Source organism: Mucilaginibacter pedocola (assembly GCF_002013915.1).
Classification (GTDB): Bacteria; Bacteroidota; Bacteroidia; order Sphingobacteriales; family Sphingobacteriaceae; genus Mucilaginibacter; species Mucilaginibacter pedocola.
The window spans coordinates 98,566-119,629 of sequence record NZ_MBTF01000004.1 but is presented as its reverse complement, the minus strand read 5'-3'; the positions used below and the strand labels follow the sequence as shown (position 1 = coordinate 119,629).

The 21,064-nt window shown below is 45.5% G+C and carries 21 protein-coding genes; 5 read left to right on the top strand and 16 right to left on the bottom strand.

Annotation, left to right across the window (positions count from 1 at the left end):
- Window positions 1-6: 6 nt before the first annotated feature.
- From BC343_RS07500 to BC343_RS07475, 6 genes are all read right to left on the bottom strand, one after another.
- Window positions 7-969 carry a hypothetical protein gene (locus BC343_RS07500; RefSeq protein ID WP_078347153.1) on the bottom strand — a complete coding sequence of 321 codons (963 nt, stop codon included), beginning with the start codon at window positions 967-969 and terminating at the stop codon, window positions 7-9.
- An 8-nt stretch (window positions 970-977) separates the two neighbouring features.
- A complete protein-coding gene (locus BC343_RS07495; RefSeq protein ID WP_238381721.1) occupies window positions 978-2,126 on the bottom strand; it encodes a toxic anion resistance protein in 1,149 nt (382 codons plus the stop codon).
- A gap of 28 nt (window positions 2,127-2,154) precedes the next feature.
- Window positions 2,155-2,769: a TerD family protein gene (locus tag BC343_RS07490; protein WP_078347152.1), complete on the bottom strand. Its 615-nt coding sequence runs from the start codon at window positions 2,767-2,769 to the stop codon at window positions 2,155-2,157.
- 97 nt (window positions 2,770-2,866) lie between these two features.
- The gene (locus tag BC343_RS07485) at window positions 2,867-3,421 is read right to left on the bottom strand and encodes a TerD family protein (protein WP_078347151.1); all 555 of its coding nucleotides are present in this window, start codon (window positions 3,419-3,421) and stop codon (window positions 2,867-2,869) included.
- Window positions 3,411-4,256: a phosphoribosyltransferase family protein gene (locus tag BC343_RS07480; RefSeq protein WP_078347150.1), complete on the bottom strand. Its 846-nt coding sequence runs from the start codon at window positions 4,254-4,256 to the stop codon at window positions 3,411-3,413. Before BC343_RS07480 ends, BC343_RS07485 begins: the two co-directional genes overlap by 11 nt.
- A gap of 3 nt (window positions 4,257-4,259) precedes the next feature.
- A complete protein-coding gene (locus BC343_RS07475) occupies window positions 4,260-4,958 on the bottom strand; it encodes an HAD family hydrolase (RefSeq protein WP_078347149.1) in 699 nt (232 codons plus the stop codon).
- Between the two features lie 257 nt (window positions 4,959-5,215).
- On the opposite strand from BC343_RS07475, the gene BC343_RS31335 reads away from it, so the two are divergent.
- On the top strand, window positions 5,216-5,389 hold the full coding sequence (locus BC343_RS31335) for a hypothetical protein (RefSeq protein WP_202909746.1): 174 nt from the start codon (window positions 5,216-5,218) through the stop codon (window positions 5,387-5,389).
- On the opposite strand, the gene BC343_RS07470 is transcribed toward BC343_RS31335, so the two are convergent.
- The 5 genes from BC343_RS07470 to BC343_RS07450 form a co-directional block, all read right to left on the bottom strand.
- The gene (locus tag BC343_RS07470) at window positions 5,386-6,636 is read right to left on the bottom strand and encodes an MFS transporter (protein WP_238381720.1); all 1,251 of its coding nucleotides are present in this window, start codon (window positions 6,634-6,636) and stop codon (window positions 5,386-5,388) included. The two genes, BC343_RS31335 and BC343_RS07470, sit on opposite strands and share 4 nt — an antisense overlap.
- A gap of 467 nt (window positions 6,637-7,103) precedes the next feature.
- On the bottom strand, window positions 7,104-8,195 hold the full coding sequence (gene aroC, locus BC343_RS07465; RefSeq protein WP_078347147.1) for a chorismate synthase: 1,092 nt from the start codon (window positions 8,193-8,195) through the stop codon (window positions 7,104-7,106).
- A 79-nt stretch (window positions 8,196-8,274) separates the two neighbouring features.
- The gene (gene aroA, locus BC343_RS07460; protein ID WP_078347146.1) at window positions 8,275-9,639 is read right to left on the bottom strand and encodes a 3-phosphoshikimate 1-carboxyvinyltransferase; all 1,365 of its coding nucleotides are present in this window, start codon (window positions 9,637-9,639) and stop codon (window positions 8,275-8,277) included.
- A 208-nt stretch (window positions 9,640-9,847) separates the two neighbouring features.
- The gene (locus BC343_RS07455; protein WP_078347145.1) at window positions 9,848-10,978 is read right to left on the bottom strand and encodes a bifunctional 3-deoxy-7-phosphoheptulonate synthase/chorismate mutase type II; all 1,131 of its coding nucleotides are present in this window, start codon (window positions 10,976-10,978) and stop codon (window positions 9,848-9,850) included.
- Window positions 10,979-11,149: 171 nt separating this feature from the next.
- Entirely contained in the window at window positions 11,150-12,049 is a 900-nt protein-coding gene (locus BC343_RS07450; RefSeq protein WP_078347144.1) for a prephenate dehydratase, read from the bottom strand.
- Between the two features lie 290 nt (window positions 12,050-12,339).
- On the opposite strand from BC343_RS07450, the gene BC343_RS07445 reads away from it, so the two are divergent.
- The gene (locus tag BC343_RS07445; protein WP_078347143.1) at window positions 12,340-12,627 is read left to right on the top strand and encodes a hypothetical protein; all 288 of its coding nucleotides are present in this window, start codon (window positions 12,340-12,342) and stop codon (window positions 12,625-12,627) included.
- A 43-nt stretch (window positions 12,628-12,670) separates the two neighbouring features.
- Here BC343_RS07445 and BC343_RS07440 read toward each other — a convergent pair whose 3' ends face one another.
- The 5 genes from BC343_RS07440 to BC343_RS07420 form a co-directional block, all read right to left on the bottom strand.
- Window positions 12,671-13,519, bottom strand: a complete 849-nt coding sequence (locus BC343_RS07440) for a hypothetical protein (protein ID WP_078347142.1) — start codon at window positions 13,517-13,519, stop codon at window positions 12,671-12,673.
- 58 nt (window positions 13,520-13,577) lie between these two features.
- Window positions 13,578-14,162, bottom strand: coding sequence for a hypothetical protein (locus BC343_RS07435; RefSeq protein WP_078347141.1), 585 nt, complete (start codon window positions 14,160-14,162; stop codon window positions 13,578-13,580).
- A gap of 15 nt (window positions 14,163-14,177) precedes the next feature.
- Window positions 14,178-14,540 (bottom strand): DUF5615 family PIN-like protein, encoded by a 363-nt coding sequence (locus BC343_RS07430; RefSeq protein WP_078347140.1) that lies wholly within the window; start codon window positions 14,538-14,540, stop codon window positions 14,178-14,180.
- On the bottom strand, window positions 14,537-14,767 hold the full coding sequence (locus tag BC343_RS07425; protein ID WP_078347139.1) for a DUF433 domain-containing protein: 231 nt from the start codon (window positions 14,765-14,767) through the stop codon (window positions 14,537-14,539). Before BC343_RS07425 ends, BC343_RS07430 begins: the two co-directional genes overlap by 4 nt.
- A 112-nt stretch (window positions 14,768-14,879) precedes the next feature.
- Window positions 14,880-17,312 (bottom strand): alpha-ketoacid dehydrogenase subunit alpha/beta, encoded by a 2,433-nt coding sequence (locus BC343_RS07420; RefSeq protein WP_078347273.1) that lies wholly within the window; start codon window positions 17,310-17,312, stop codon window positions 14,880-14,882.
- A gap of 138 nt (window positions 17,313-17,450) precedes the next feature.
- Here BC343_RS07420 and BC343_RS07415 point away from each other — a divergent pair, with 138 nt between their 5' ends.
- The 3 genes from BC343_RS07415 to BC343_RS07405 all read left to right on the top strand — a co-directional run bounded on the left by BC343_RS07415 (window position 17,451) and on the right by BC343_RS07405 (window position 20,890).
- Window positions 17,451-17,864 carry a DUF1573 domain-containing protein gene (locus tag BC343_RS07415; protein ID WP_078347272.1) on the top strand — a complete coding sequence of 138 codons (414 nt, stop codon included), beginning with the start codon at window positions 17,451-17,453 and terminating at the stop codon, window positions 17,862-17,864.
- A 320-nt stretch (window positions 17,865-18,184) separates the two neighbouring features.
- Complete coding sequence (locus BC343_RS07410) at window positions 18,185-19,381, top strand: pyridoxal phosphate-dependent aminotransferase (RefSeq protein ID WP_078347138.1); 1,197 nt, start codon at window positions 18,185-18,187, stop codon at window positions 19,379-19,381.
- A 114-nt stretch (window positions 19,382-19,495) separates the two neighbouring features.
- Window positions 19,496-20,890, top strand: a complete 1,395-nt coding sequence (locus BC343_RS07405) for a DEAD/DEAH box helicase (RefSeq protein ID WP_238381719.1) — start codon at window positions 19,496-19,498, stop codon at window positions 20,888-20,890.
- Window positions 20,891-21,064 lie beyond the last annotated feature (174 nt).

The following is a 21,064-nucleotide window of genomic DNA, read 5'->3' as shown; positions in this document are numbered from 1 at the left end:
TAAGGGTTAAATTATGTCGGTATTCAGCATTTGTTTCAGGATGTTGGCCTGAATATCAAAATTATCCATTTGCTGCAGGAAATCAACTCCTGCAATCTTTTTATAGTTATCTTCCAGCAAACTAAGCACTTCGGTAGGCAGATGGGTTTTCATAACGCCGGCGCTGCTTTGTAGCCTAACGTTTTTATCCAGCAGTTCCTGCATCACCCGCTCTTTCTTCGACAAGTTGCTCGCCGTAGCCGTATTCCCTATTTTTTTTATATCGCAAAACAGGAAAATATTATTAACGGGTGAATATAAAAAATACTCCTCTAATTCGCTGAATTTATATACCTCCAGCGTTACATTGCCGGTTTTCAACCCGCAGTGAAAAACTACCTTAAAATCGTACTTATTTAACCTGCCCATCAGTTTGCGCTGTATGGTAGCATATTTATCGGTATACAAGTCGGCGGGGTTGTATTGCAGCAATTCATCAAGCACCTGCACGGGTATTTCGGCGAAGTAATCGGCTGCGTAGCGCGAACTAAACAGGTTAATGTTTTTGGCAAACGGGTAATCGTCCAGGTTGTTAGAGAGTACCTCGAACAGTTTGCGCAGGCTTTGGCTCATTTTAAGGGCCTGGCGCTGCTTATCGTTGTTATAATCGTTCTCGGTAAAAACCGTATCGTCCATTTGGTTTATCAGTTCGTTGTTTAACTGAACTTCATCCAGCAGCAGGTCGGTACGGCTTTCGTTGGTTTTCTTTATCTTTTTTAGCAGGTCTATCAAAGTATCAGTAAACTGGATGTGGAACAACTCCAGTTTACTGATATCGAGTTCGGGATTGGTAACAAATAACTGGTGGATGACCTGTGTACGCAGGTAAATTTTATAAATGGTATCGTTATTAAAAAAAACCGTTAGCAGTTGCAGCTTGCTGATGGTTCGGGTAGATTCATTTATAATATTTTTCCTGGTTTCATCCATAGTTTAGTTTAGCTCACATTGGCCACGTTCTTCTTCAACTCCGATTCCAGGTTCTGCAATTCGGTGTTCAATACTCGGCGGTTGGCCGTACCTTCGTCATGTATACGTTTCACTTCGGTAAGTGTTTCTATCAGCGAGGCTGTGGTGCGTTTTAAAGTTTCTAACGAAACTACGGTTTTTTCGTTCTCCCTTGCAACTTCAATGCTGTTTTGCTTTAGCAGGTCGGCATTTTTTTGCAGAATGGTGTTCGTAGTATCCGATATTTTCTTCTGCATCTCCACGTTCTCTTTCTGGCGATGCAGCGCCACTGCAATAGTCAACTGGTTCTTCCAAACCGGGATAGTGGTTGATACTATCGATTGCGCCTTCTCGGCAATGGTAGTATTGTTGTTTTGCACCACGCGTATCTGCGCCAACGATTGCAACATAATAAAACGCACCACCTTCAGGTCGGCAAGGCGTTTGTCCAAACGGTTCACAAAATCGCGCAGGTCGGCTATCTGGTAATCTTCATACGCAGCGGGGTTGCCATCCATTACGGCAAGCTGCTCATTCAGTTCGTTATACTTCAACTGGCCCGATATAATAAGCTCCTCCATCTGGTGGATGTAGGTAACGTTGCTATCGAACATGGTTTGCAGCGATGCATTATCCTTCAGCGAGTTTACACGGCCGGCTTTTACCTTGGTAACAATTTTATCAATATTGTTCACCACAGTATCGTACTTGGCGAACAGCTTCTTGGTATCCATCACTATCCTTTTCAGGAAGGGAATGCTGGAGACAAACCTGGTGAACCCATTTTGGTTCAGTTCATCCACATCAATGTAATTCAGCTCAGCAAGCAGATCGGTTATTAACACACCCACCTCGCCCGAGTTATAGGTACGTACCGATGTAAGGAACGAGTTACTGTAGCGTTCCATAGAGGTTTGCACCTCGGTACCGTAGTTCAGTATCGAGTTTACGTCCTTAGGGTCGATAGCTTTGCCTATCTCCTTAAACTTTTGCTCCTCTGCCGGGGTCATGGTGCTCAGGTCAACCGTGCCATCTTTAGCCAATTTAACCGGCACTGTGGTGCCCGGTGCGGCTTGCGGCGGCAGGTTCATATCCGGCAAATTCAAGCTTTGGTCGTTAATGCCTGGTGTATTTTCCATTTTGTTTAATGTTGTTGCTGGTTACAGCTTATAAATAATTTTGTGTAACAGTTTTTACTGTTTCTTCCAGTTTACGGTCGCGGGTTGGCTCTCCAATGGCGTTAAATTTCCACTCGCCGTTGCGTTTGTAAAATACACCCATTACCATGCTCACGTGCCCCTTAAAGGTTGCGCCATTGGCAATATCATATTTAGCAAATATCTCGGTAACGCGTTTTGGGGTGCCTTCGTAAATACGGATAGAAGCGAAAGGAATATCGCCAAAATCCTGCCCGCGGAAACTGTTCAGCACAAAGGCCACGTGGTTTACCGCCGGGTTAAGGCGCGAAAAATCAACGGTGATCACCTCGTTATCCAAACCATCATCGCCGCCCATATCACCGGTAAGGTCGTCGCCACTGTGGCGTACCGCCTGGTCTTTCGATTTAAGGTTGCCAAAGTATACTACTTCCAGCAGGCGTTTCTGGTCGTCGTACAAAGCGCAGCTTGCGTCAAGGTCAACAGCTTCTTTGCCGCCGCCAAAGCCGAACAGGCCCTTCTTTTCAATTGCGCCCCAGTTTATACCTACACATATATTTTGCAGCTTGTTACCATCGGTTTTTTCGAGGCTTATGCGCTGCCCTTTTTGAAGATTGATTGCCATCTTATGTTTATTGTTAGTAGTGAGTGGTAAATGGAGAGTAGAGAGTGGTTGGAATAGTGGTTAAAACAACCATTCACCATTCTCTACTCACCATTCACTAATTGTATTTATTCAAATAATCCTGCAGGCCGCCTTTCATGCCGGCGCCTACGGCCTCAAATTTCCATTTGCCATCGCGTTTGTAAATGCGGCCAAACTCTACAGCGGTTTCTATCGAGAAATCTTCTTCCAGCTCATATTTCAAAATATCGGCACCTGTGCCCGCATCTGCAATGCGGATGAACGAGTTGCGCACCTGCCCAAAATTCTGGCGGCGTGCTTCTGCTTCGTGAATGGTTACCACAACGCATATCTCGCTTACGCGCGAATCAATCTTAGTCAGGTCGATCTTTATCTGTTCATCGTCGCCATCGCCTGCGCCGGTGAGGTTATCGCCGGTGTGCTGTACAGCGCCATCGGGAGAATTTACGTTATTATAAAACACAAAAAAGTCATCGGCCACTAATTTCTTGTTCTCCCCCATGATGAAGATAGAAGCATCAAGGTCAAATGCCGAACCGGTTGACGAGGAGTTGGTATCCCAGCCCAGGCCGATAATAAACTTAGGGGCATCTATAGCTTCGCGCTGCCCTTTCTGAAGGTTAATTGCCATATTCTATTAATTTATAATTGTCTAATTGTAAGCGGTTTTTAATAAAGTTAAGGTTTTGGGCATAGGCATCAATAGTGTGGTAGCCATTGCCTATAGCCATGTAATACAATTGCTCTGTAAATGTATCGTTTTGCTGCTGTATAAACTTAGAAAAATCATCGAAATGATAATTAAGGATATACTTTACAATGCGGGTATTGATGCAAAAATCCCCCCCGCCGATAATATCGCTCAAATCGGCTATCTTCTTTACATGGTGGTAGTTCAAATAATTCTCCACGTTAGGATGAATATCCTTGTTCACCAGTTCGGCAAAATAAAGCATATAAATATCATTACTTAGGCCATACTCCCCCACCATTTTCATGATCATGCGTTCGTGGCTGCCCGTAATGCGTATATCATCAAGGAATATGAGCGTTTTACCGTCCAGGAAATCTTTATCAATGTGGAACCGGTCGTTACCTATCAGTTTCATGCGCTGTTCGGCATCCAGTTCGCCGTAATCTTCTTTATAGGTAATAGTTCGGTGTACTTTAGCCTCCTGCGCTACCGGAAAACCGTGTTGCGCCAACCAATGATTCAATCGGTACACAAACCAGTCTTTCATGGCGAAAGTGGCCGTTGGGATAAAAGAGTAAGGGCTCGATATTACCACAATTTGCTGGCGGATGGGGTTTACGGCAAGCCTGTCTACAATAAATCCGTCGGCCAACGCAGTACCAAATGCCTTGGATACCTGCCCATCGCCAAATTTAAAGCGGCTGTAATCATCGGCGCTGAAGCCAAAGTCCCGGTCGTGGTTAATGTGATGTAACGAATACGTGGTGTTCATTTCTTAGTTAATAAGGCTTAGGATGGTATTTTTGTTCGAATTTATCAATAATCCGTCAATTCCGATAGCGGCGGCGGGTACAATATCGTTCTTCGGGTTATCGCCAATGTGTATGATAGCCGCCAGCGGAATAGTAGTACCGGGGTTTACAATATCAACGTTCTTCAGCATCACTTTAAAAAACTCGGGGTTAGGTTTGCTCATCCCCACCTCATCTGAATATAGCTGAAAATCGAAGTAATTGTCCAGCCCGTGCAATGCCAATACTTTTCTCAATGTTTTACCGGTGATGTAACCTGTATTACTCAGCAGGCTAAATGTTGCCCCGCTGTTTTCTTTTAGATGCTGCAACGAGCTAAATGTTACACGACTGAACAACTGCGGCGGATAGCTGAACAACAGCTCTTCCATTTTGGCCTCCAGGTGCGGCATATCCACATCATCAAGGTTGGCCTCGCCGTTGTTAAGCAGACTTATAACCATCAGGTACATTTCGTCGGCATCAATATTTTTGCCGCTTTTTTCGTTAACGGCGTTAACCAGCAGGTCTACCCGGCGGAATAAACGGGCCACCTCCTCTTCGGTTTTGTTAAACAGGTTGTGGTGTTTTTGGAAATAACGGGCGCGCTGGGCTTTAAATTCGGGGTTCGATTTAATAAGCGTTAACCACAAATCGAACGAGTAGTGCTGATAGTAAGGCATTAGCAGATTGGTCTGTTAATTTAAATTATAAGAAAGATGCGTTGTAAAATACAAACACATCGGCAACAAAACAACCGCTTTTAATTTTTAGGCAATGTTATAGAATTGTGAAGGTTGAGGCTATTGAGCAGCGTGCAATTGGTAAAGATAATTGAGGGCTGCCGATATTAACTTGCCATAGTAGGAGTTTGTGAAACCTTTTGTTGCTACCGGCGTTATCAGGCTAACACACTTACAACTAATCAACTCACCCTTAAATGAAAAACCCTTCATCCCCCAAACGGCTTACGTGGCTTATCGGCCTCGGCTGCGGCATAGCAGGCATTATTGGCCATGTATTATTGGTACCTTACCTTACGCTATACAGCTTTACACTGGTAACCATAGGTTTTATAATATTGGCAGTGGGCACGAGTGTCAGAGGCTTTTAGGCTTGTTCCCGCATCTCTGCTTCGGCCAACTTAATATCCTCAACCACCTTATCTTCCGCATTAAAACGGTACATCAGCAAAACACCTGTAGTAACAGCAACACAAATAATACCCAATAGATACCACAAGCTGCTAAAGCCCGCCAAACGTATCACCTGGCTGCCCAAAGCTGGTGCAATTACCTGCGCTGCCGACCACGACATGGTATACAAAGCCGCGTACTGCCCCCGATTATGTTCTGCCGAGCGGGCTACCCAAAAAGATGTACCAAAAGGCATGCTCAGCATTTCGCCCAGTGTGATAATTACTACGACCAAAATACCGGAAGCAGCTACAGGCGGTAAAAAATTAAGCAACACAAAGCCGGAGGCAGTAACCATTACGCCGCTTGCGATATAGATAAGCGGATGCCTTTTACCCTCAAGGTAGTTGATCATTACCATTTCTACCATGGCTATAATGATACCATTGAGCGCCAGCAAGAAGCCGATAAAACTCTCGTTGAAATGCCACTCGAGTTTATAAAATACCGGTTCGATGATAAAAAACTGGAAGAAACAGATATTGAACAGCGTAGTAAGCCCAATGAATAACAGGTAGGTTTTATCCTTATAGGCAGATGAGTTGCCGGAGGCGGCCCGGGCAGCCTTCTTTGGCTTTTGATAACCCGACCGCGGCATCAGTTTCAGCAATATAAGGGCGGCCAAAATATTGGTGCAACCATCAACCCAAAACAAAATATGGTAATTGATGGATGCCAAAAAACCACCCGTGGCCGCCCCAACTGCCCAGCCAAGGTTTACCGCTAAGCGATGCAATGAGTATGAGCGCGTTTTATTTTCGGGCTTGCTGTAATAAGCAATTGCCATAGAGTTTGCCGGGCGGAAAGATTCGTTACAAAAACTGAGTATAAAAGTGCCGATACCCAAGGTAACAAACGTATGCTGAAAGCCCAACAGGATGAACATGAGCCCGCCCGTTAGCAATGCACCGGTTTGCATATCGTAAAAGCCTACTCTATCTGACAGCCAACCACCAAAGTAAGCGCCAATGATAGAGCCAACACCAAACAAAGCCATAATATAACCCGCCTGTGTAACCGAAAAATGCAGCTGCTGAACACAATAAATGGTAAGGAAAGGCACCACCATAGTACCGCTACGGTTTATGAGCATAACAATACTCAAATACCAGTTATTGCGGGATAGCCCGCTGTAGGCTTGCTTGTATAATTGTAATATCGGCACGGTTTATAAGGATAGCGATCGCGTTTAAGATCATCGCTAATTTAAGATTTACTGCACGAAATAAATCGAAGCAGATAAATTATTACCACAAGGCAACAGCGTAGAAACGCAATACCTTGCGTCTTTGATAGGATAGTCAATTATTTCACAATGGAATTGCATTGTGGATTTGCACATCGGAGGCGCAAAGCATTGCGTTTCTACAAAATCGGTGGAATCAGAACAAATCGGTGGAATCAAAACCAAAAAATCCTGTCTTAATCCTTAAATCCCTTAATCCTGTTGCGTTATGGATTTGCATACGGGAGACGCAAAGTATTGCGTCTCTACAATAAGATCGGTGGAATCAAAAACAAATCGGTGGAATCCCGACAACAAAAAAATCCTGTCCTAATCTCTCAATCGCTAAATCCTGTTAAAGACACGATTCAACGATTAACACGAGACAAGACACAGTACTGATCGTGTTACAGCTTAGAATTCTTGTTCCGTAACCAATGATCGGCTAATACCAATGCGGCCATTGCCTCTACAATAGGTACCGCACGCGGCACCACACAAGGATCGTGTCGGCCTTTGCCCGATATTTCGGCAGCTTTGCCTGTGCTATCAACCGTTTGCTGGTTGTGCATAATGGTAGCTACAGGCTTGAAGGCAACCTTGAACTCGATAGGCATACCATTGCTGATACCGCCCTGTATACCACCGCTAAAGTTGGTAATGGTGCTTACTTTGCCATCGGCATCGGTAACAAAAACATCGTTATGCTCGCTGCCGCGCATGCTACTCCCTTCAAATCCCGAACCAAATTCGAAACCATGAACAGCGTTGATGCTCAGCATGGCTTTGCCCAGGTCGGCGTGCAGTTTATCGAAAACCGGGTCGCCGAGGCCTACGGGGCAGTTTTGAATATGACAGCTTACCTTGCCGCCAACGGTATCACCATCTTTGCGTACACTATCTATAAATTCTATCATTTCAACCGCAGTTGCAGGGTCGGCACAGCGGACGATATTCTGCTCGCGTTGTTCTATAAATTCTTCGGCATTGGTAATGCTCACGTTGGGTGCATCAATTTTACCTACGCTACTTACGTGCGCCAGTATTTCGATGCCTTGCGTTTTCAGCAGCAGTTTGGCCAATGCGCCGGCAGCTACGCGCGCAGCAGTTTCGCGGGCAGATGAGCGGCCGCCACCACGGTGATCGCGAATGCCGTATTTGGTGAAATAAGTATAATCCGCATGCGATGGGCGGAAAATATCTACATTATGGCCATAGTCCTTAGAGCGCTGATCCTCATTCGGGATGATCATAGCAATGGGCGTACCGGTGGTTTTGCTTTCGAAAGTTCCCGAAAGTATCTTTACGGTATCGGCCTCTTTACGCTGGGTAGTTATTTTGCTTTGCCCGGGTTTGCGTTTATCAAGTTCGCCCTGAATATAATCAAGGTCCACCGTTAAGCCCGCCGGGCAGCCGTCTACTATTACGCCGATAGCTTCGCCATGCGACTCGCCAAAAGTTGTTATCCTGAATAATTGCCCGAATGAGTTGCCTGCCATAAGCCCCCTACCCCCCTAAAGGGGGAATTTTTGTTTAAATGTTAAGATTATACGTTTTTAAAGAACTCCGGTTCCCCCTTCAGGGGGTTAGGGGGCTTGAGTTAAACCCCACCTTTGCCAGGTCTGTCCAAAACGCCGGGTACGATTTTTCTACTACGTCGGCGTCCTCTACTTCCAATTCGGGGATAAGAATAGCCAATGGTGCAAAGGCCATGGCCATGCGGTGATCGTGGTAGGTGCTGATGAACATACGCTGCGGCAGTTGTTTCTGGCTGCAATCGAGCGTGTACACTTCGTTGTCTTCTATCAGCTTCACCCCAATTTTTGCCAGTTCGGTTTGCAGGGCCAGTATACGGTCGGTTTCTTTAATTTTTAAAGTCTCCAAGCCTGTGAAACTGGCTTCGTGACCTAATGCTGCACATACTACCACTACGGTTTGCGCCAAATCCGGGCATTCCTTCATATCGAATACCTTGCGGCCAATAGGCTTTACTTCTTTGGTTAAATACACGCCGCCGTCTTTAAACTGCGAGGTAATACCAAAGTTTGCCATTATCTCGGTGATCACGCTATCGCCCTGCAGGCTGTATGATCTAAGCCCCGGCAGGAACAGTTCTGCCTCGTCGCTCAGTGCAGCTATGGAATACCAGTAACTTGCGGCACTCCAATCCGGTTCGATGTGTAACGAAGTAGTTGCAAAAGCCTGATTTGGTATAGAGATGACATTCCCCTCCCAGGTGTGCAGTATATTTGCTTCCTTAAGCATAGCTAACGTCATTTCTACATAAGGGCGCGAAGTAAGTTCGCCTTCGATATGTAATTCCAAACCAAAAGGCAGTTTGACAGCGATGAGTAATAGCGCAGTGATATACTGGCTGCTGATATTACCTTTTATACTGATCTTACGAGTACGCTGCTCAAAACTGCCTTTTAGTTTGATAGGGGGATACCCCTCTTGCTCTTCATAATCAATTTCGGCACCCAACGCCCTCAATGCATCAACCAATAAACCTATTGGCCTCTGCTTCATCCTCTCGCTGCCTGTTAATACTACTTCTTGATCGCCAATGGCGTAATACGCTGTTAAAAAACGCATTGCCGTACCGGCGGGGCCAATGTCTACAGTTTTTAAGCCTTGAGTCGGAAGTTCTGAGTCGGAAGCAGGAAGTTTGTCTTCAATAACTTCAACTTCATGAACTTCATCATCCCCCACAACAACCTGCGGACTTTCAACTTTCGACTTCAGACTTTCGTCTTCAGACTTCCTCAGTATACCCGCTAACAAAACGGCATCCGCCGCATCAGAAATATTTTCAACCTTTACCTTACCGCCACCCAGCGCTTCCAATATCAGGGCACGGTTACACTCGCTTTTTGAGCCAGTTAGCTGTATGGTGCCCTTTGCCGATTTGCCGGTTTTAGTAAGTATGATGTTATGCTTCATTTGTAGTCCTGTTTGCTCCTACCCATTTTTAAATAAGTAAAAGCCATAAGCTGTAATGTCATTTCTAACAAGGTACGAGGAGAAATCCTGAACAGGTTGCAAATCCGATTTGCATATCGTACAAGATTTCTCTTTCGCCCCAACGCTTTCCCTCTCCCTCCGCTCTATCGAAATGACATATTGGATAAAGCGGACTATTGAGGATGTATTACGCGTGCGTTAATTTTTCGGCAGGAGCTGCTTCCTGGCCTTCGTTCATTATTTCGGTTTGTTTGCGGATAGATTCGCTGTGCATCAGTTCCAAAAACTTCTCGGTGAACTCGCCGCTTAGTTTCAGGGCTTTTGCGTAACCTATACGTTTTTGCAGTATTTCGTCCCAACGGTTTACCTGCAAAATGGTGATGTCGTTGTCTTTTTTGTAGTTACCGATCTTTTCTACTATCTGCATACGCTCTGCCATTTTCTGGATCAGCAGGTCGTCTATCTTGTCTATCTGGTTACGCAGTTCGTGCAGTTTATCGTTAACCGCAGCATCGCGTACTTCAGGTTTGCGCAGGTGCAGGTTATCAATGATATCCGAAAGCGCAGCCGGGGTAACTTGTTGTTTAGCATCTGTCCAGGCTACAGTCGGGTCGATGTGAGACTCGATCATCAAGCCCTGCATATCCAGGTCTAACGCTTTTTGCGAGATGTAGCCGATCAGATCGCGGTTACCGGTGATGTGGCTCGGATCGTTGATGATAGGCAAGTGCGGAGCCAGTGTTTTCAGGCCGATAGCCAGATCCCACATTGGTTCGTTACGGAAAGCCGATTTTTCGTACGATGAGAAACCGCGGTGAATAGCCGCTAATTTGGTGATACCTGCATTGTTGATACGCTCTAAAGCACCTACCCATAAAGACAGATCGGGGTTAACCGGGTTTTTAACCATTACCGGCACATCCACGCCACGTAGTGCATCAGCAATTTCCTGCACGGTGAAAGGGTTTACCGTAGAGCGTGCACCTACCCAAAGGATATCTACACCTGCAGCCAAAGCTTCTTCCACGTGTTTTGCAGTAGCAACCTCAACCGCAGTTGGCAGGCCGGTTTCCGCTTTAGCGCGTTTCAACCACTCTAAACCAATGCTGCCAATACCTTCGAACTCGCCCGGGCGGGTACGTGGTTTCCAAATACCTGCACGCAGGGCGCTCACTTTGCCGGTTTTGGCTAATAGGTGCGCGGTAGCTACCAGTTGGTCTTCAGTTTCGGCGCTGCATGGGCCGGCAATTAATAGTGGTTCGATACCGGCTTTATTGATCCAGGTATTCAGCGGTTGTATGTTTAAATTCAGTTTCATGTTCTTTTTTGTTAGTCCGAAAGTCGGGAAAGTCCGAAAGTCCGGAAGTGTTTTTGTTGTGTTATTATATTAATTATTGTTTTTGGCTGTTATTTGGGGGCTTACCGAAATTTAACATCGGCCGGCCCACTCCTTCTTTCGGACTTTCCGACTTACGGACTTTCCGGACTTTTACTCTATTTTCTTTATCGTGATATACTTCCTTGGCCTTTGTGCTTTGGGTAGTAACGGGGCTACTTCTTCTTCGTAGCGTTCGTACTCGCCCAGTATGTTAAAGTTGTGTGTGTATTTAAGTATCTGGCGTATACAGGCATCGTAATGTTTGGTTTCGTTCCATTCTATATCTACATAAAAGTTATACTCGTTGCGTTTACCTAATACCGGCATGCTTTGTATTTTGCTCATGTTCACGTTCTCCTGCGCGAAGATGTTGAGCACTTTGGCCAGCGAACCCACCTCGTTGCTCACCTGGAAACAAAGCGAAGCCTTATTGCCCGGTTTCTTTTTAGCGTTCTCGTGCGTGGTGAGAATCAAAAAGCGGGTGAAATTCTTTTTGTTCGATTCTATCCTGCGCTCCAGTACATCCAACCCATACATCTGTGCTGCCAGCGAATTGGCAATGGCCACGGTATCGCGCAATTGCTCATCGCGGATGCGTTTGGCACAGGCAGCGGTATCATTGCTTTCAACGATCTTCAGGTTAGGATACTCGTCAAAAAAATCAACACATTGGCGTATGGCTATTGGGTGCGATGTTACGTACTTCACATCCTCAAATTTTACGCCCGGCAAAGCCATCAGGTGTAATTGTATGGGTACATATACCTCGCCCACCACCGGGAAGCTGTAGCTCATCAGCAGCGAGTAGTTGGGCAATATGCTACCGGCGATGCTGTTCTCTATCGCCATTACAACATAGTCGGCCTCGCCATTTTTAAGCGCCTCGAAGGTTTGCTTAAACGAGTTGCATTCTACAGTCTGGATGTTTTCGCCAAAATATTTAAATGCGGCCTCCTCGTGGAAGGAAGCGCGTATCCCCTGTATGGCAACTCTCGGTCTTTCGGTTTTCATAAACGCTATTAAGCAAAAAAGTCCCGGCTTTTTGGGCCGGGACTTTTTTAGTTTTTTATGCTTTTGTTGTGCATATTAGTCCCGGCTCTTACTGGTAAAGTAAAAGTAGAAACCATAAAAGTATGCACGTGAATTGTTCATTGTTGTTGTTATGCTGTAAATGTACAAGTAAAAATCTACTTGTCAAGAGATAATTTTATTTTTTGTTAAAAATAAAGACCGAACCAAATTTTATTGGGGAAAAGAGGTTAATTTCAGTTTAAGTTAGGATAAAGAGAAAGATAATTTATATGGCGAAGTGGAAAATTGGGGTAATGGCGACAACTGTCGTTGTCTTCGACGTATGGATATACATGGCTATTGGCATGGCTATGATGTCGTATGATGACTTTTACAAGGGCGATCCCAATGAATGGGGTGCCTGGCATACCTTATCTGCTTTTGATAAAAAGGTGTTTACAGCATGGTACATATGGCATTTTGTAAACTTGTTGGGCGTAGGGTATATTTTGTATAGGTTGATAACACGATGGCGAAATAAAACCCGCCCGGTTAAGTTACTTAACAACCCGAACTGATTGGACCTGGTAAAATGAGCTTCCTGACCTTAGCGATACTCACCTACAAAACCCTTAACGAATTACGCTTCCCGTCTTCGAAGTTTATCCCCTCAAATTTCCCGAGAAACGTAGTTGAGGAAATTATCAAATTAGAGACCTTTATAATCTCGCCGCTTTTAAAACATATTTCAAACACGCAAAACAAGTTCGGATTCCTGTTTCCACCGGGCATGTATGAAATTATCTTTTCAATATCTCGCTTGTCATAGGTTTTTATGTGGGGAGCAATTCCGAATTTAAAGATATTGTTAGCATTAGATACCTGCAAGAAACATTTTCTGTAATGCAGATACCTTACAAAAATGCGCGCCAATAGCCACGCAATTGGCAGGACGAATAACGCGGGAATCCATGCTATTTCAAATGGCGAGAGTATCAAAAAATAAACGAACATCAGGAAGTATGCTATAAACGGCCAGCTTAACGCAAGCATACGCCAAACACTCGCCTTATAAATAAAATCGTTAGTTGCGAAGTGCCCTCTGCCGGCTACTACAAAAACCTGCTTTTCAAATTTAGTGGCGTCTAAACAACCGTTATAAAAGTCTTCCACTAACCTACACACGCTATCCAGATCAGGTGTATGAAACTCTAATACGTGGCCGTAGCGGTCAAACAAATAAAGGCAGTATTTATCATTAAAATAAAGCCCTACCTTCAAATACTCTCCCCTATCATTTTGAACGGTAACCGACGGTCCGGTCGCTTGTATATCGGTATGGATTCGTTGCGTTTCCCATGGAAAGTCTTTAATAAGTTGAATGGTTTCCTGCAGGCTTCTTTTGCACTCGTGAGAAAACTCACCGCGTTCGTAGTTTTTGTATTGTAGTTTTGAGATAAGATCAGGCATCTTAGCAGGGATGAATATGCGGCAATTTAGGTTTTATTGATAATAAAATGCAACGCCCTTATCTGTTTGCAGACATAGCTATTCGACTCCGAATATTTACATAGTGCGTTATTAAAATTGAAACTACTCCCCACAATAAACCGTAGCCTATAGTCCACAATTCACTCCTAAACGGCAAATAGGGTTGTCCTGAAGATACACCATCCCTGTACATGATATTGGTATGGATAACAAGGGACTCCATCAACCATCCTGTGTTCACGAATACAGCAATTACTAAAACACAATAAATATTCCCTCCTAATTTTGGCACAAGAAGTATAAATGGCAACAAGAAATGGGCAATCAGCATAAACCAATAAAAACCTGCATAAGGGCCGGTCATCCTCTCCGAAAAAGCGTATTGCTGATACTCTACTCCGCCATACCACGCATACGCAAATTCAGCTATATAAAAAACCGGAGAAAGGCATGAGTTAATAATTAGCAGCCATTTAAAAATTGTGACAGGTATTTGGGCGTGAAATTTCTTTTTGCAAACTAAACGGTAGATGATAATGAGCAAAAGGCTAATAAATGAGCCTTTTATAAAAACGAGGTTAAATAAATTCAGGAATGGATAGATGTTTTCGAATTGACTCATCAGAAATTACACATACTACAAAGGAAGTATTCTAATTCGTTTTTTATCATCATCAATTGTGAGCAGAGCGCCTTGATCAAGTAGAGATGAGTATGTTAAAAGTGTAGGAATAACAAGTTTACTCAAATGCGAAACCCTTACGTTTTGAGTTCTTACCTGTATAACGCTTGGTTTATCGGCATGGGTGAGTGCAAGCGCAGTTCCAAAATCAAGATCGTGTGTGAAAATGATATATTGATTTTCCATTGCCCATTCCATAATCAAACTATCAGCCGCTGTATGTTGCCCAACAGTTGACCAATGCAGGGCTTCAATACCATGAAGTTTAAATTCCTGAACCCATTCAGGAGATAAATTCATATCAATAAGTATCTTCATGCAGAAGTTAGAGGCACTTCAATTTCTTCTGAACGCCAGGCAGCATAGGACAAAGCTTGCATCAGATCTTCTTGTTGAAGGTAAGGGTACATTTTCAATATTTCGTCGGTTGTACCGCCAGTAGCAAAAAGCCCAACAATGGTACCTACGGTTACCCGTAAGCCTCTGATGCAGGGCTTCCCTCCCATCACGCCGGGGTTAAGTGTTATTCTGTCCAACGCCTTCATTTAAATTCCTTTGTAAACAAAAATACACAATTTATCATCACAAAACTAAACGGCTATAAATTGCGGTAAACAATACAGGCAACTCGGTGAGTTGCCTGTATGTATGAGGAGTTTAATATATCGCAGGAAACTTGCCGGGATTTGCTTCGTTCATGATGTTGTAAACGGCTTCTATCACATCATCTAAGGAGGGTTTGCTGAAGTAGTCGCCATCTGAGCCGTATGGCGGGCGGTGTTCCGCAGCGGTAAGGGTGCGCGGCTGTGCATCAAGCGAGTAGTAGCCTTTCTGGGCCTCCAGCACTTTTTGCAGGATGTATGCTGCGCCACCGCCGGGGATATCCTCATCAACCACCAGCAGTTTATTGGTTTTGCGTAACGAGTTCGCACAAACGTTCTCGGTATCGAACGGATAAAGCGTTTGCGGGTCTATCACCTCTATATGGATGCCCAGTTTCTCCAATTCGGGAGCGGCTTCCATTACAATACGCAGGGTTGAGCCGTAGCTTACTACGGTTAAGTCCGTCCCTTCGCGCAGTATTTCAGCTTTGCCCAATGGTACCGTGAAATCGCCTACGTTGCTTGGCATTTTTTCTTTCAGGCGGTACCCGTTCAGGCATTCTACCACCAGCGCAGGCTCATCGCCACGCAGCAAGGTATTGTACATACCGGCAGCCTGTGTCATATCGCGCGGAACGCAAATGTGCATACCACGCAGGGAGTTAAGGATGGTACCCATAGGCGAACCCGAGTGCCATATACCTTCTAACCTATGCCCGCGCGAACGTACTATTATCGGCGCTTTTTGCCCGCCCATAGTGCGGTAGCTCATGCTGGCCACATCATCGCTTAAAACGGTGAGGGCGTATATCAGGTAATCGATGTATTGTATCTCGGCAATTGGGCGCATGCCACGCATCGCCAGCCCAAGCCCCTGCCCTATAATGGCCGATTCGCGTATGCCTGTATCGGTAACGCGCAAGTCGCCGTATTTAGCTTGCAAGCCAGCAAAGCCCTGGTTTACATCGCCGATAGCGCCTACATCTTCGCCAAAGGCTACAATGCTTTTATCGCGCGCAAAGTTCGCGTCAAAGCAAGCGTTCAGCACTTCGCGGCCGTCCATCAGTTTCGCATCATCGGCATATTCGGCTTTTACCGCCGGCACCTTCATGGGCGAAAATGGCGTATTGCTAAACAGGCGCGAGTTATAGCGTTCGCGGTTTTTGGCAAACTCCTCTTTCAGGTATTCGGCCAGCATGCTACGCTCGTGGCTGGTTTCGCCAAGAGTAAGGCGTAAGGCCTTGCGTATGGCCGAAAGGTAATCGCGGCGGGCCGGGTCCACCGTGCCTTGCAATTTCTCGGTTATCTCGTAAAGCTGGTTATGCTTTGGCGAGCTTTCGGCTACGTTATCTATCAGTTCAATAGCCTCGTTCAACTCGGCTTTTATCTCGCTTTGTATTTCGGCCCAGGCCTCTTTTTGGGCATTACGCACAAACACTTTAGCTTCCGCTTCCAGGGCATCAATTTCTTCGGTGGTAATAATGGCCGATTCGATCATCCATTTGCGCATTTGCAGCAGGCAATCGTGCTCATCTTCCCAGGTAAGGCGGTCTTTTGATTTGTAACGCTCGTGCGAGCCCGAGGTAGAGTGCCCTTGTGGCTGGGTCATCTCTATTACGTGTATCATTACCGGCACGTGTTCTTCGCGGCAAATTTTGATGGCTTTTTCGTAAGTCTCGCAAAGGGCAACATAATCCCACCCACGCACTTTAAATATCTCGAAACCATTACCTTTGGCATCACGCTGAAAACCTTTCAGCACTTCAGATATGTCCTCTTTAGTGGTTTGCAGTGCTGCGGGTACCGATATGGCGTAGGCATCATCCCAAATAGAAATGGCCATAGGCACCTGCATTACGCCGGCAGCATTAAACACCTCGAAGAAAAGCCCCTCTGAAGTTGCACCATTGCCAATAGTACCAAATGCTACCTCGTTACCGCTAACCGAAAACTTTTTAAGGTAATCGAGCTCTTTATTTTGGCGGTATAGTTTCGATGCAAAAGCCAGGCCCAACAAACGCGGCATGTGCCCGCCGGTGGTTGAAAGATCGGACCCGGTATTTTTAGTTTGGGTTTGGTCTATAAAGTCGCCATCTGGGCCAACAAAGCGGTTAGCGAAGTGGCAATTCATTTGGCGCCCGCCCGATGCAGGCTCCTTTTCAATATCAGGATGAGCATATAGCTGGGCGAAGAACTCCTTCATGGTAACCATGCCGGCGGCAAACATAAATGTTTGGTCGCGGTAGTAGCCTGCGCGCCAGTCGCCTTTACGGAAGGCCTTGGCCATGGCCAGTTGAGCCACCTCTTTACCATCGCCAAAAATGCCAAACTTGGCTTTACCGGTAAGTACCTCTTTACGGCCCAACAGGCTGGCCTGCCGGCTTTGGTAACCCACACGGTAATCGCTGATCACGATCTTCTTGAAATCATCAAAACTAAGCTCGGAGGCAGTAAGTTCGTTGCCGGTATTTATCAGGGTTTCGGGCATAGAAAATTCTGTTAAGGCGGTAAAAGTATAAAATTCTATTTTGTTTTTTAGTATGGGTAAGGTCAAAACATATAGTTTACTCAATAGTTTTTGTTTTACATTAAACCTTTTATATTTGTGATAATCAAACAGGTAATTATGAAAAAAATAATGATGATTTGTGCGGTGTTTTTAGGCCTGGCCTTCACTGCAAATACAGCTAAGGCTCAGGATGATACCAAAGCTGAATTTAAGTTTACCGAGGAGAAACACGATTTTGGTAAAATACCGCAGGGAACACCTGTAACTACCATTTTTGAGTTTACCAACGTTGGCCAGGAGCCGCTTATATTAAGCGATGTACGCCCTACCTGTGGCTGCACCATTGCCGATTATACCAAAACCCCTGTGTTAAAGGGTGGTAAGGGCACTATCAAAATCACTTACAATGCAGCTGTAGTTTCGGCATTTAACAAAACTATAGTTGTTACATCAAACGCTAAAACACCTACCAAATACTTAAATATTGTGGGCGAGGTAGTTGCAAAACCAGCAACGGCGAGCAGCAGATAAGTAACAATTACATTACACAGATATTGAGGCACTGCAATAGCGGTGCCTTTTTTGTTTAGGTGATGGTTGGAAATTCAAAGCCTGCGAGTTGACTCACCCGGCTGATCCCGTATGTTTACGGGACTGGGCCACCCTCTCTACTTCGTAAAGAGGGTTTTAAAAATGGAGCTCACCCTCTTTTCCGCAGGAAGAGAGGGTCGGGCAGCGATAGCGCGCCCGGGGTGAGTTAAATAACCAAGCGGCGAGTTCACCAACAACAGCGATGGGTTTGAAACCCATCGCTACAAAAGCACCTAAAAAACTTTTACTAATTTTGCCCCATGCCAAAAATTTCGCAAAAAGGGCAGCGCATGCCTGCCTCGCCTATACGTAAACTAACCCCCTTTGCCGATAAAGCTAAGCTCGACGGCAAGAAAGTTTACCATTTGAACATCGGCCAACCGGATATAGAAACACCGGAAGGCATGCTGAACGCTATTAAAACTATCGATTTTAAAGTATGGGCCTACACCCCATCAGAAGGTACTTTGAGCTATCGTAAAAAGCTAACCGAATATTACAACAAGCTGGGCTATAACATCACGCCCGAAAACATCATTGTAACCACCGGCGGCTCGGAAGCTATTACCATTGCCATGATGAGCTGCCTCGACGATGGCGACGAGGTGATCATCCCCGAGCCTTTCTACGCCAACTATAATGGCTTTGCCAACCAAACGGATGTAGTGGTAAAACCCATACTGTCGTACATCGATAATGGCTTCGCCCTGCCCCCTATCAGCGAGTTTGAGAAACTGATAACACCGAAAACCAAGGCCATTATTATTTGCAACCCCAATAATCCTACAGGCTACCTGTACTCGCGCGAGGAGTTGGAAGCATTGAAAGAATTAGCTTTAAAGTACGACCTGTACCTGTTTAGCGACGAGGCCTATCGTGAGTTTTGCTATGATGGCCGCACCTTTATTTCGCCCATGCACCTCGATGGCTTGGACGAGAATGTTATAGTAATGGACACTGTGAGCAAACGTTACAGTGCTTGCGGTGCACGCCTGGGCTGCCTTATCACCAAAAACAAAGCAGTTATTGCTGCGGGATTGAAATTTGCGCAGGCCCGTTTATCGCCGGGTATGGTTGAACAAATTGCCGGCGAAGCTGCAGTTGATACCCCTGATGAATACTTCACCGCTGTAAACACCGAATACACTAAACGCCGCGATACACTGGTAAATGCTTTGAATAAGATAGATGGCGTATACTGCCCTAACCCGGGCGGCGCGTTCTATGTGGTAGCAAAATTCCCGATAGATAATGCTGATAAGTTTTGCCAATGGATGCTCGAAAGCTTCAGCCATGAGAACCAAACGGTAATGATGGCACCAGCAACAGGCTTTTACAGCACCCCCGGCGCAGGCACCAACGAAGTGCGTATGGCTTATGTGCTGAATAACGACGACCTGAACAAAGCTATGGAATGCCTTGCCGAAGGGTTAAGGACGTATCCGGGCAGAGTTTAACCAGTTGCCAGTTCGCAGTTTGCAGTGGGCAGTTTGCAGTTTGCTTAAATGAGTAGTTATTATGCTCTTATTTAAAATCTCGAACCGCCCACTGCAAACTGATCCATCAACTATTTGCAAATCAAAAAACTGCAAACTGCCCACCGCCAACTGCAAACTAAAAAAACCGTATCTTTGCACCCTCAAAGTTTTGATACAATGGTGTGGGCAGAAAAATTTAAGCTGAATAAGCAACTGATAAAAACGGTAACCGAACTTGGTTTCGGCGCACCGAAGGATATACAGCTTAAAACGCTCACACGCATTACGGGCGGGCAGGATGTTATTGGCATTGGCCCCGAAGGTGCAGGCAAAACCACTACGCTGGTGCTTGGCACACTTAACCGTTTCAATTACAAAGCCGATGGCGTGCCCCGTGCATTGGTATTGGCACCCGACCAGGAACGCGTTTTCGAAATTGTAGCGCAGCTTGAGCGCATTAACCGCAATACTTCTATCCGCATTGTTAGCCTGCACAACGGCAGCCCTATCGACCAGCAAATGGATGACCTGGCCGATGGTGCCGACATAGTAGTGGCCACCCCCGACCGTGCCCGAGCTATTTACCTGAAATTGGGTTTGAACCTGAACAAGGTGACTTACCTGGCCATTGACGATGCCCACCTGATAGTTAAACAAGGTTTGCAGTTACCCGTGGTAGAACTGGCCACCAGCATTGATAAAGGCCAGCACATTGTGTTTACCGAAGTGATGCACGATAGGCTGGAGAAAATGATTGGCTCGTTCATGGTAAACCCGGCCACTATTGAGGTAGACGACCTGCCCGAAGAAAAGCTTGCCACCTACCCGCAGATGCTTTACCATGTGCCCAATTTTGGCACCAAGCTGAACTTGCTGAGCCTGTTTATGCAGGATGACGAGGTATTTACTAAAACCGTAGTATTCGTTAACACCAAAACGACTGCCGAAACGCTATACAAAAGCCTGACCAACCGCCTGCGCAAGTCGGTAGCGTTATTGGCGCCTGCCTTTTTTGAATACAACCAGGTGAAAGATGTGGAAGCTTTTACTAATAACAACGCGCTGCGTGTGCTGATTGTAGCACAGGAAAGTATTGAAGCGGGTATCAACGTGCAGGGTATTCCCTTTATACTGCATTTCGACATTCCTGCGGAGAAAGAGGATTATATAGCCCATATTACCGACAGTGGCGTAGCAGACGAAGAAACATTGGCATTAACCTTTGCTACCGATATTGAACTGGACCAGGTACGTAAAATTGAGCAGATAACCGGGCAAAAAATGCAATTAGCCGAGTTGCCGGAAGACCTGGTGATAGAAAAAACACGCGCCCAAAAGGAAGCTGACAAACCCGAAAAACCCAAACGTGTTGACCCCAACAAATACGTACCAGGCGAAGCCTTCCACGAGAAAAAACCGGAAAACGCTAAAACCTACAACTTCAGCGCGAACAAGAAAGCGAAGATGAATAAGAAGAAAAACCACTAAGGGTTTTCTTTCAGCGTGATTATAGCCAGAGGGGGCACCTAACGGAGCCCTAATTGCTTTTGGAGCATTTTCTACAAACACGCTACCCCGCTGGGGTATTATTTACCGCTAACATAACACTCCGTTAGGAGTACCGTGTTTATAGCACTATAAAACCGCATTTTAGGCTCCGTA

Bases quoted from the DNA above. Each gene is read 5' to 3' on its own strand.
- BC343_RS07500 (WP_078347153.1), bottom strand. From the start codon at position 969: ATGGATGAAACCAGGAAAAATATTATAAATGAATCTACCCGAACCATC.
- BC343_RS07495 (WP_238381721.1), bottom strand. From the start codon at position 2,126: ATGGAAAATACACCAGGCATTAACGACCAAAGCTTGAATTTGCCGGAT.
- BC343_RS07490 (WP_078347152.1), bottom strand. From the start codon at position 2,769: ATGGCAATCAATCTTCAAAAAGGGCAGCGCATAAGCCTCGAAAAAACC.
- BC343_RS07485 (WP_078347151.1), bottom strand. From the start codon at position 3,421: ATGGCAATTAACCTTCAGAAAGGGCAGCGCGAAGCTATAGATGCCCCT.
- BC343_RS07480 (WP_078347150.1), bottom strand. From the start codon at position 4,256: ATGAACACCACGTATTCGTTACATCACATTAACCACGACCGGGACTTT.
- BC343_RS07475 (WP_078347149.1), bottom strand. From the start codon at position 4,958: ATGCCTTACTATCAGCACTACTCGTTCGATTTGTGGTTAACGCTTATT.
- BC343_RS31335 (WP_202909746.1), top strand. From the start codon at position 5,216: ATGAAAAACCCTTCATCCCCCAAACGGCTTACGTGGCTTATCGGCCTC.
- aroC (WP_078347147.1), bottom strand. From the start codon at position 8,195: ATGGCAGGCAACTCATTCGGGCAATTATTCAGGATAACAACTTTTGGC.
- aroA (WP_078347146.1), bottom strand. From the start codon at position 9,639: ATGAAGCATAACATCATACTTACTAAAACCGGCAAATCGGCAAAGGGC.
- BC343_RS07455 (WP_078347145.1), bottom strand. From the start codon at position 10,978: ATGAAACTGAATTTAAACATACAACCGCTGAATACCTGGATCAATAAA.
- BC343_RS07450 (WP_078347144.1), bottom strand. From the start codon at position 12,049: ATGAAAACCGAAAGACCGAGAGTTGCCATACAGGGGATACGCGCTTCC.
- BC343_RS07445 (WP_078347143.1), top strand. From the start codon at position 12,340: ATGGCGAAGTGGAAAATTGGGGTAATGGCGACAACTGTCGTTGTCTTC.
- BC343_RS07440 (WP_078347142.1), bottom strand. From the start codon at position 13,519: ATGCCTGATCTTATCTCAAAACTACAATACAAAAACTACGAACGCGGT.
- BC343_RS07435 (WP_078347141.1), bottom strand. From the start codon at position 14,162: ATGAGTCAATTCGAAAACATCTATCCATTCCTGAATTTATTTAACCTC.
- BC343_RS07430 (WP_078347140.1), bottom strand. From the start codon at position 14,540: ATGAAGATACTTATTGATATGAATTTATCTCCTGAATGGGTTCAGGAA.
- BC343_RS07425 (WP_078347139.1), bottom strand. From the start codon at position 14,767: ATGAAGGCGTTGGACAGAATAACACTTAACCCCGGCGTGATGGGAGGG.
- BC343_RS07420 (WP_078347273.1), bottom strand. From the start codon at position 17,312: ATGCCCGAAACCCTGATAAATACCGGCAACGAACTTACTGCCTCCGAG.
- BC343_RS07415 (WP_078347272.1), top strand. From the start codon at position 17,451: ATGAAAAAAATAATGATGATTTGTGCGGTGTTTTTAGGCCTGGCCTTC.
- BC343_RS07410 (WP_078347138.1), top strand. From the start codon at position 18,185: ATGCCAAAAATTTCGCAAAAAGGGCAGCGCATGCCTGCCTCGCCTATA.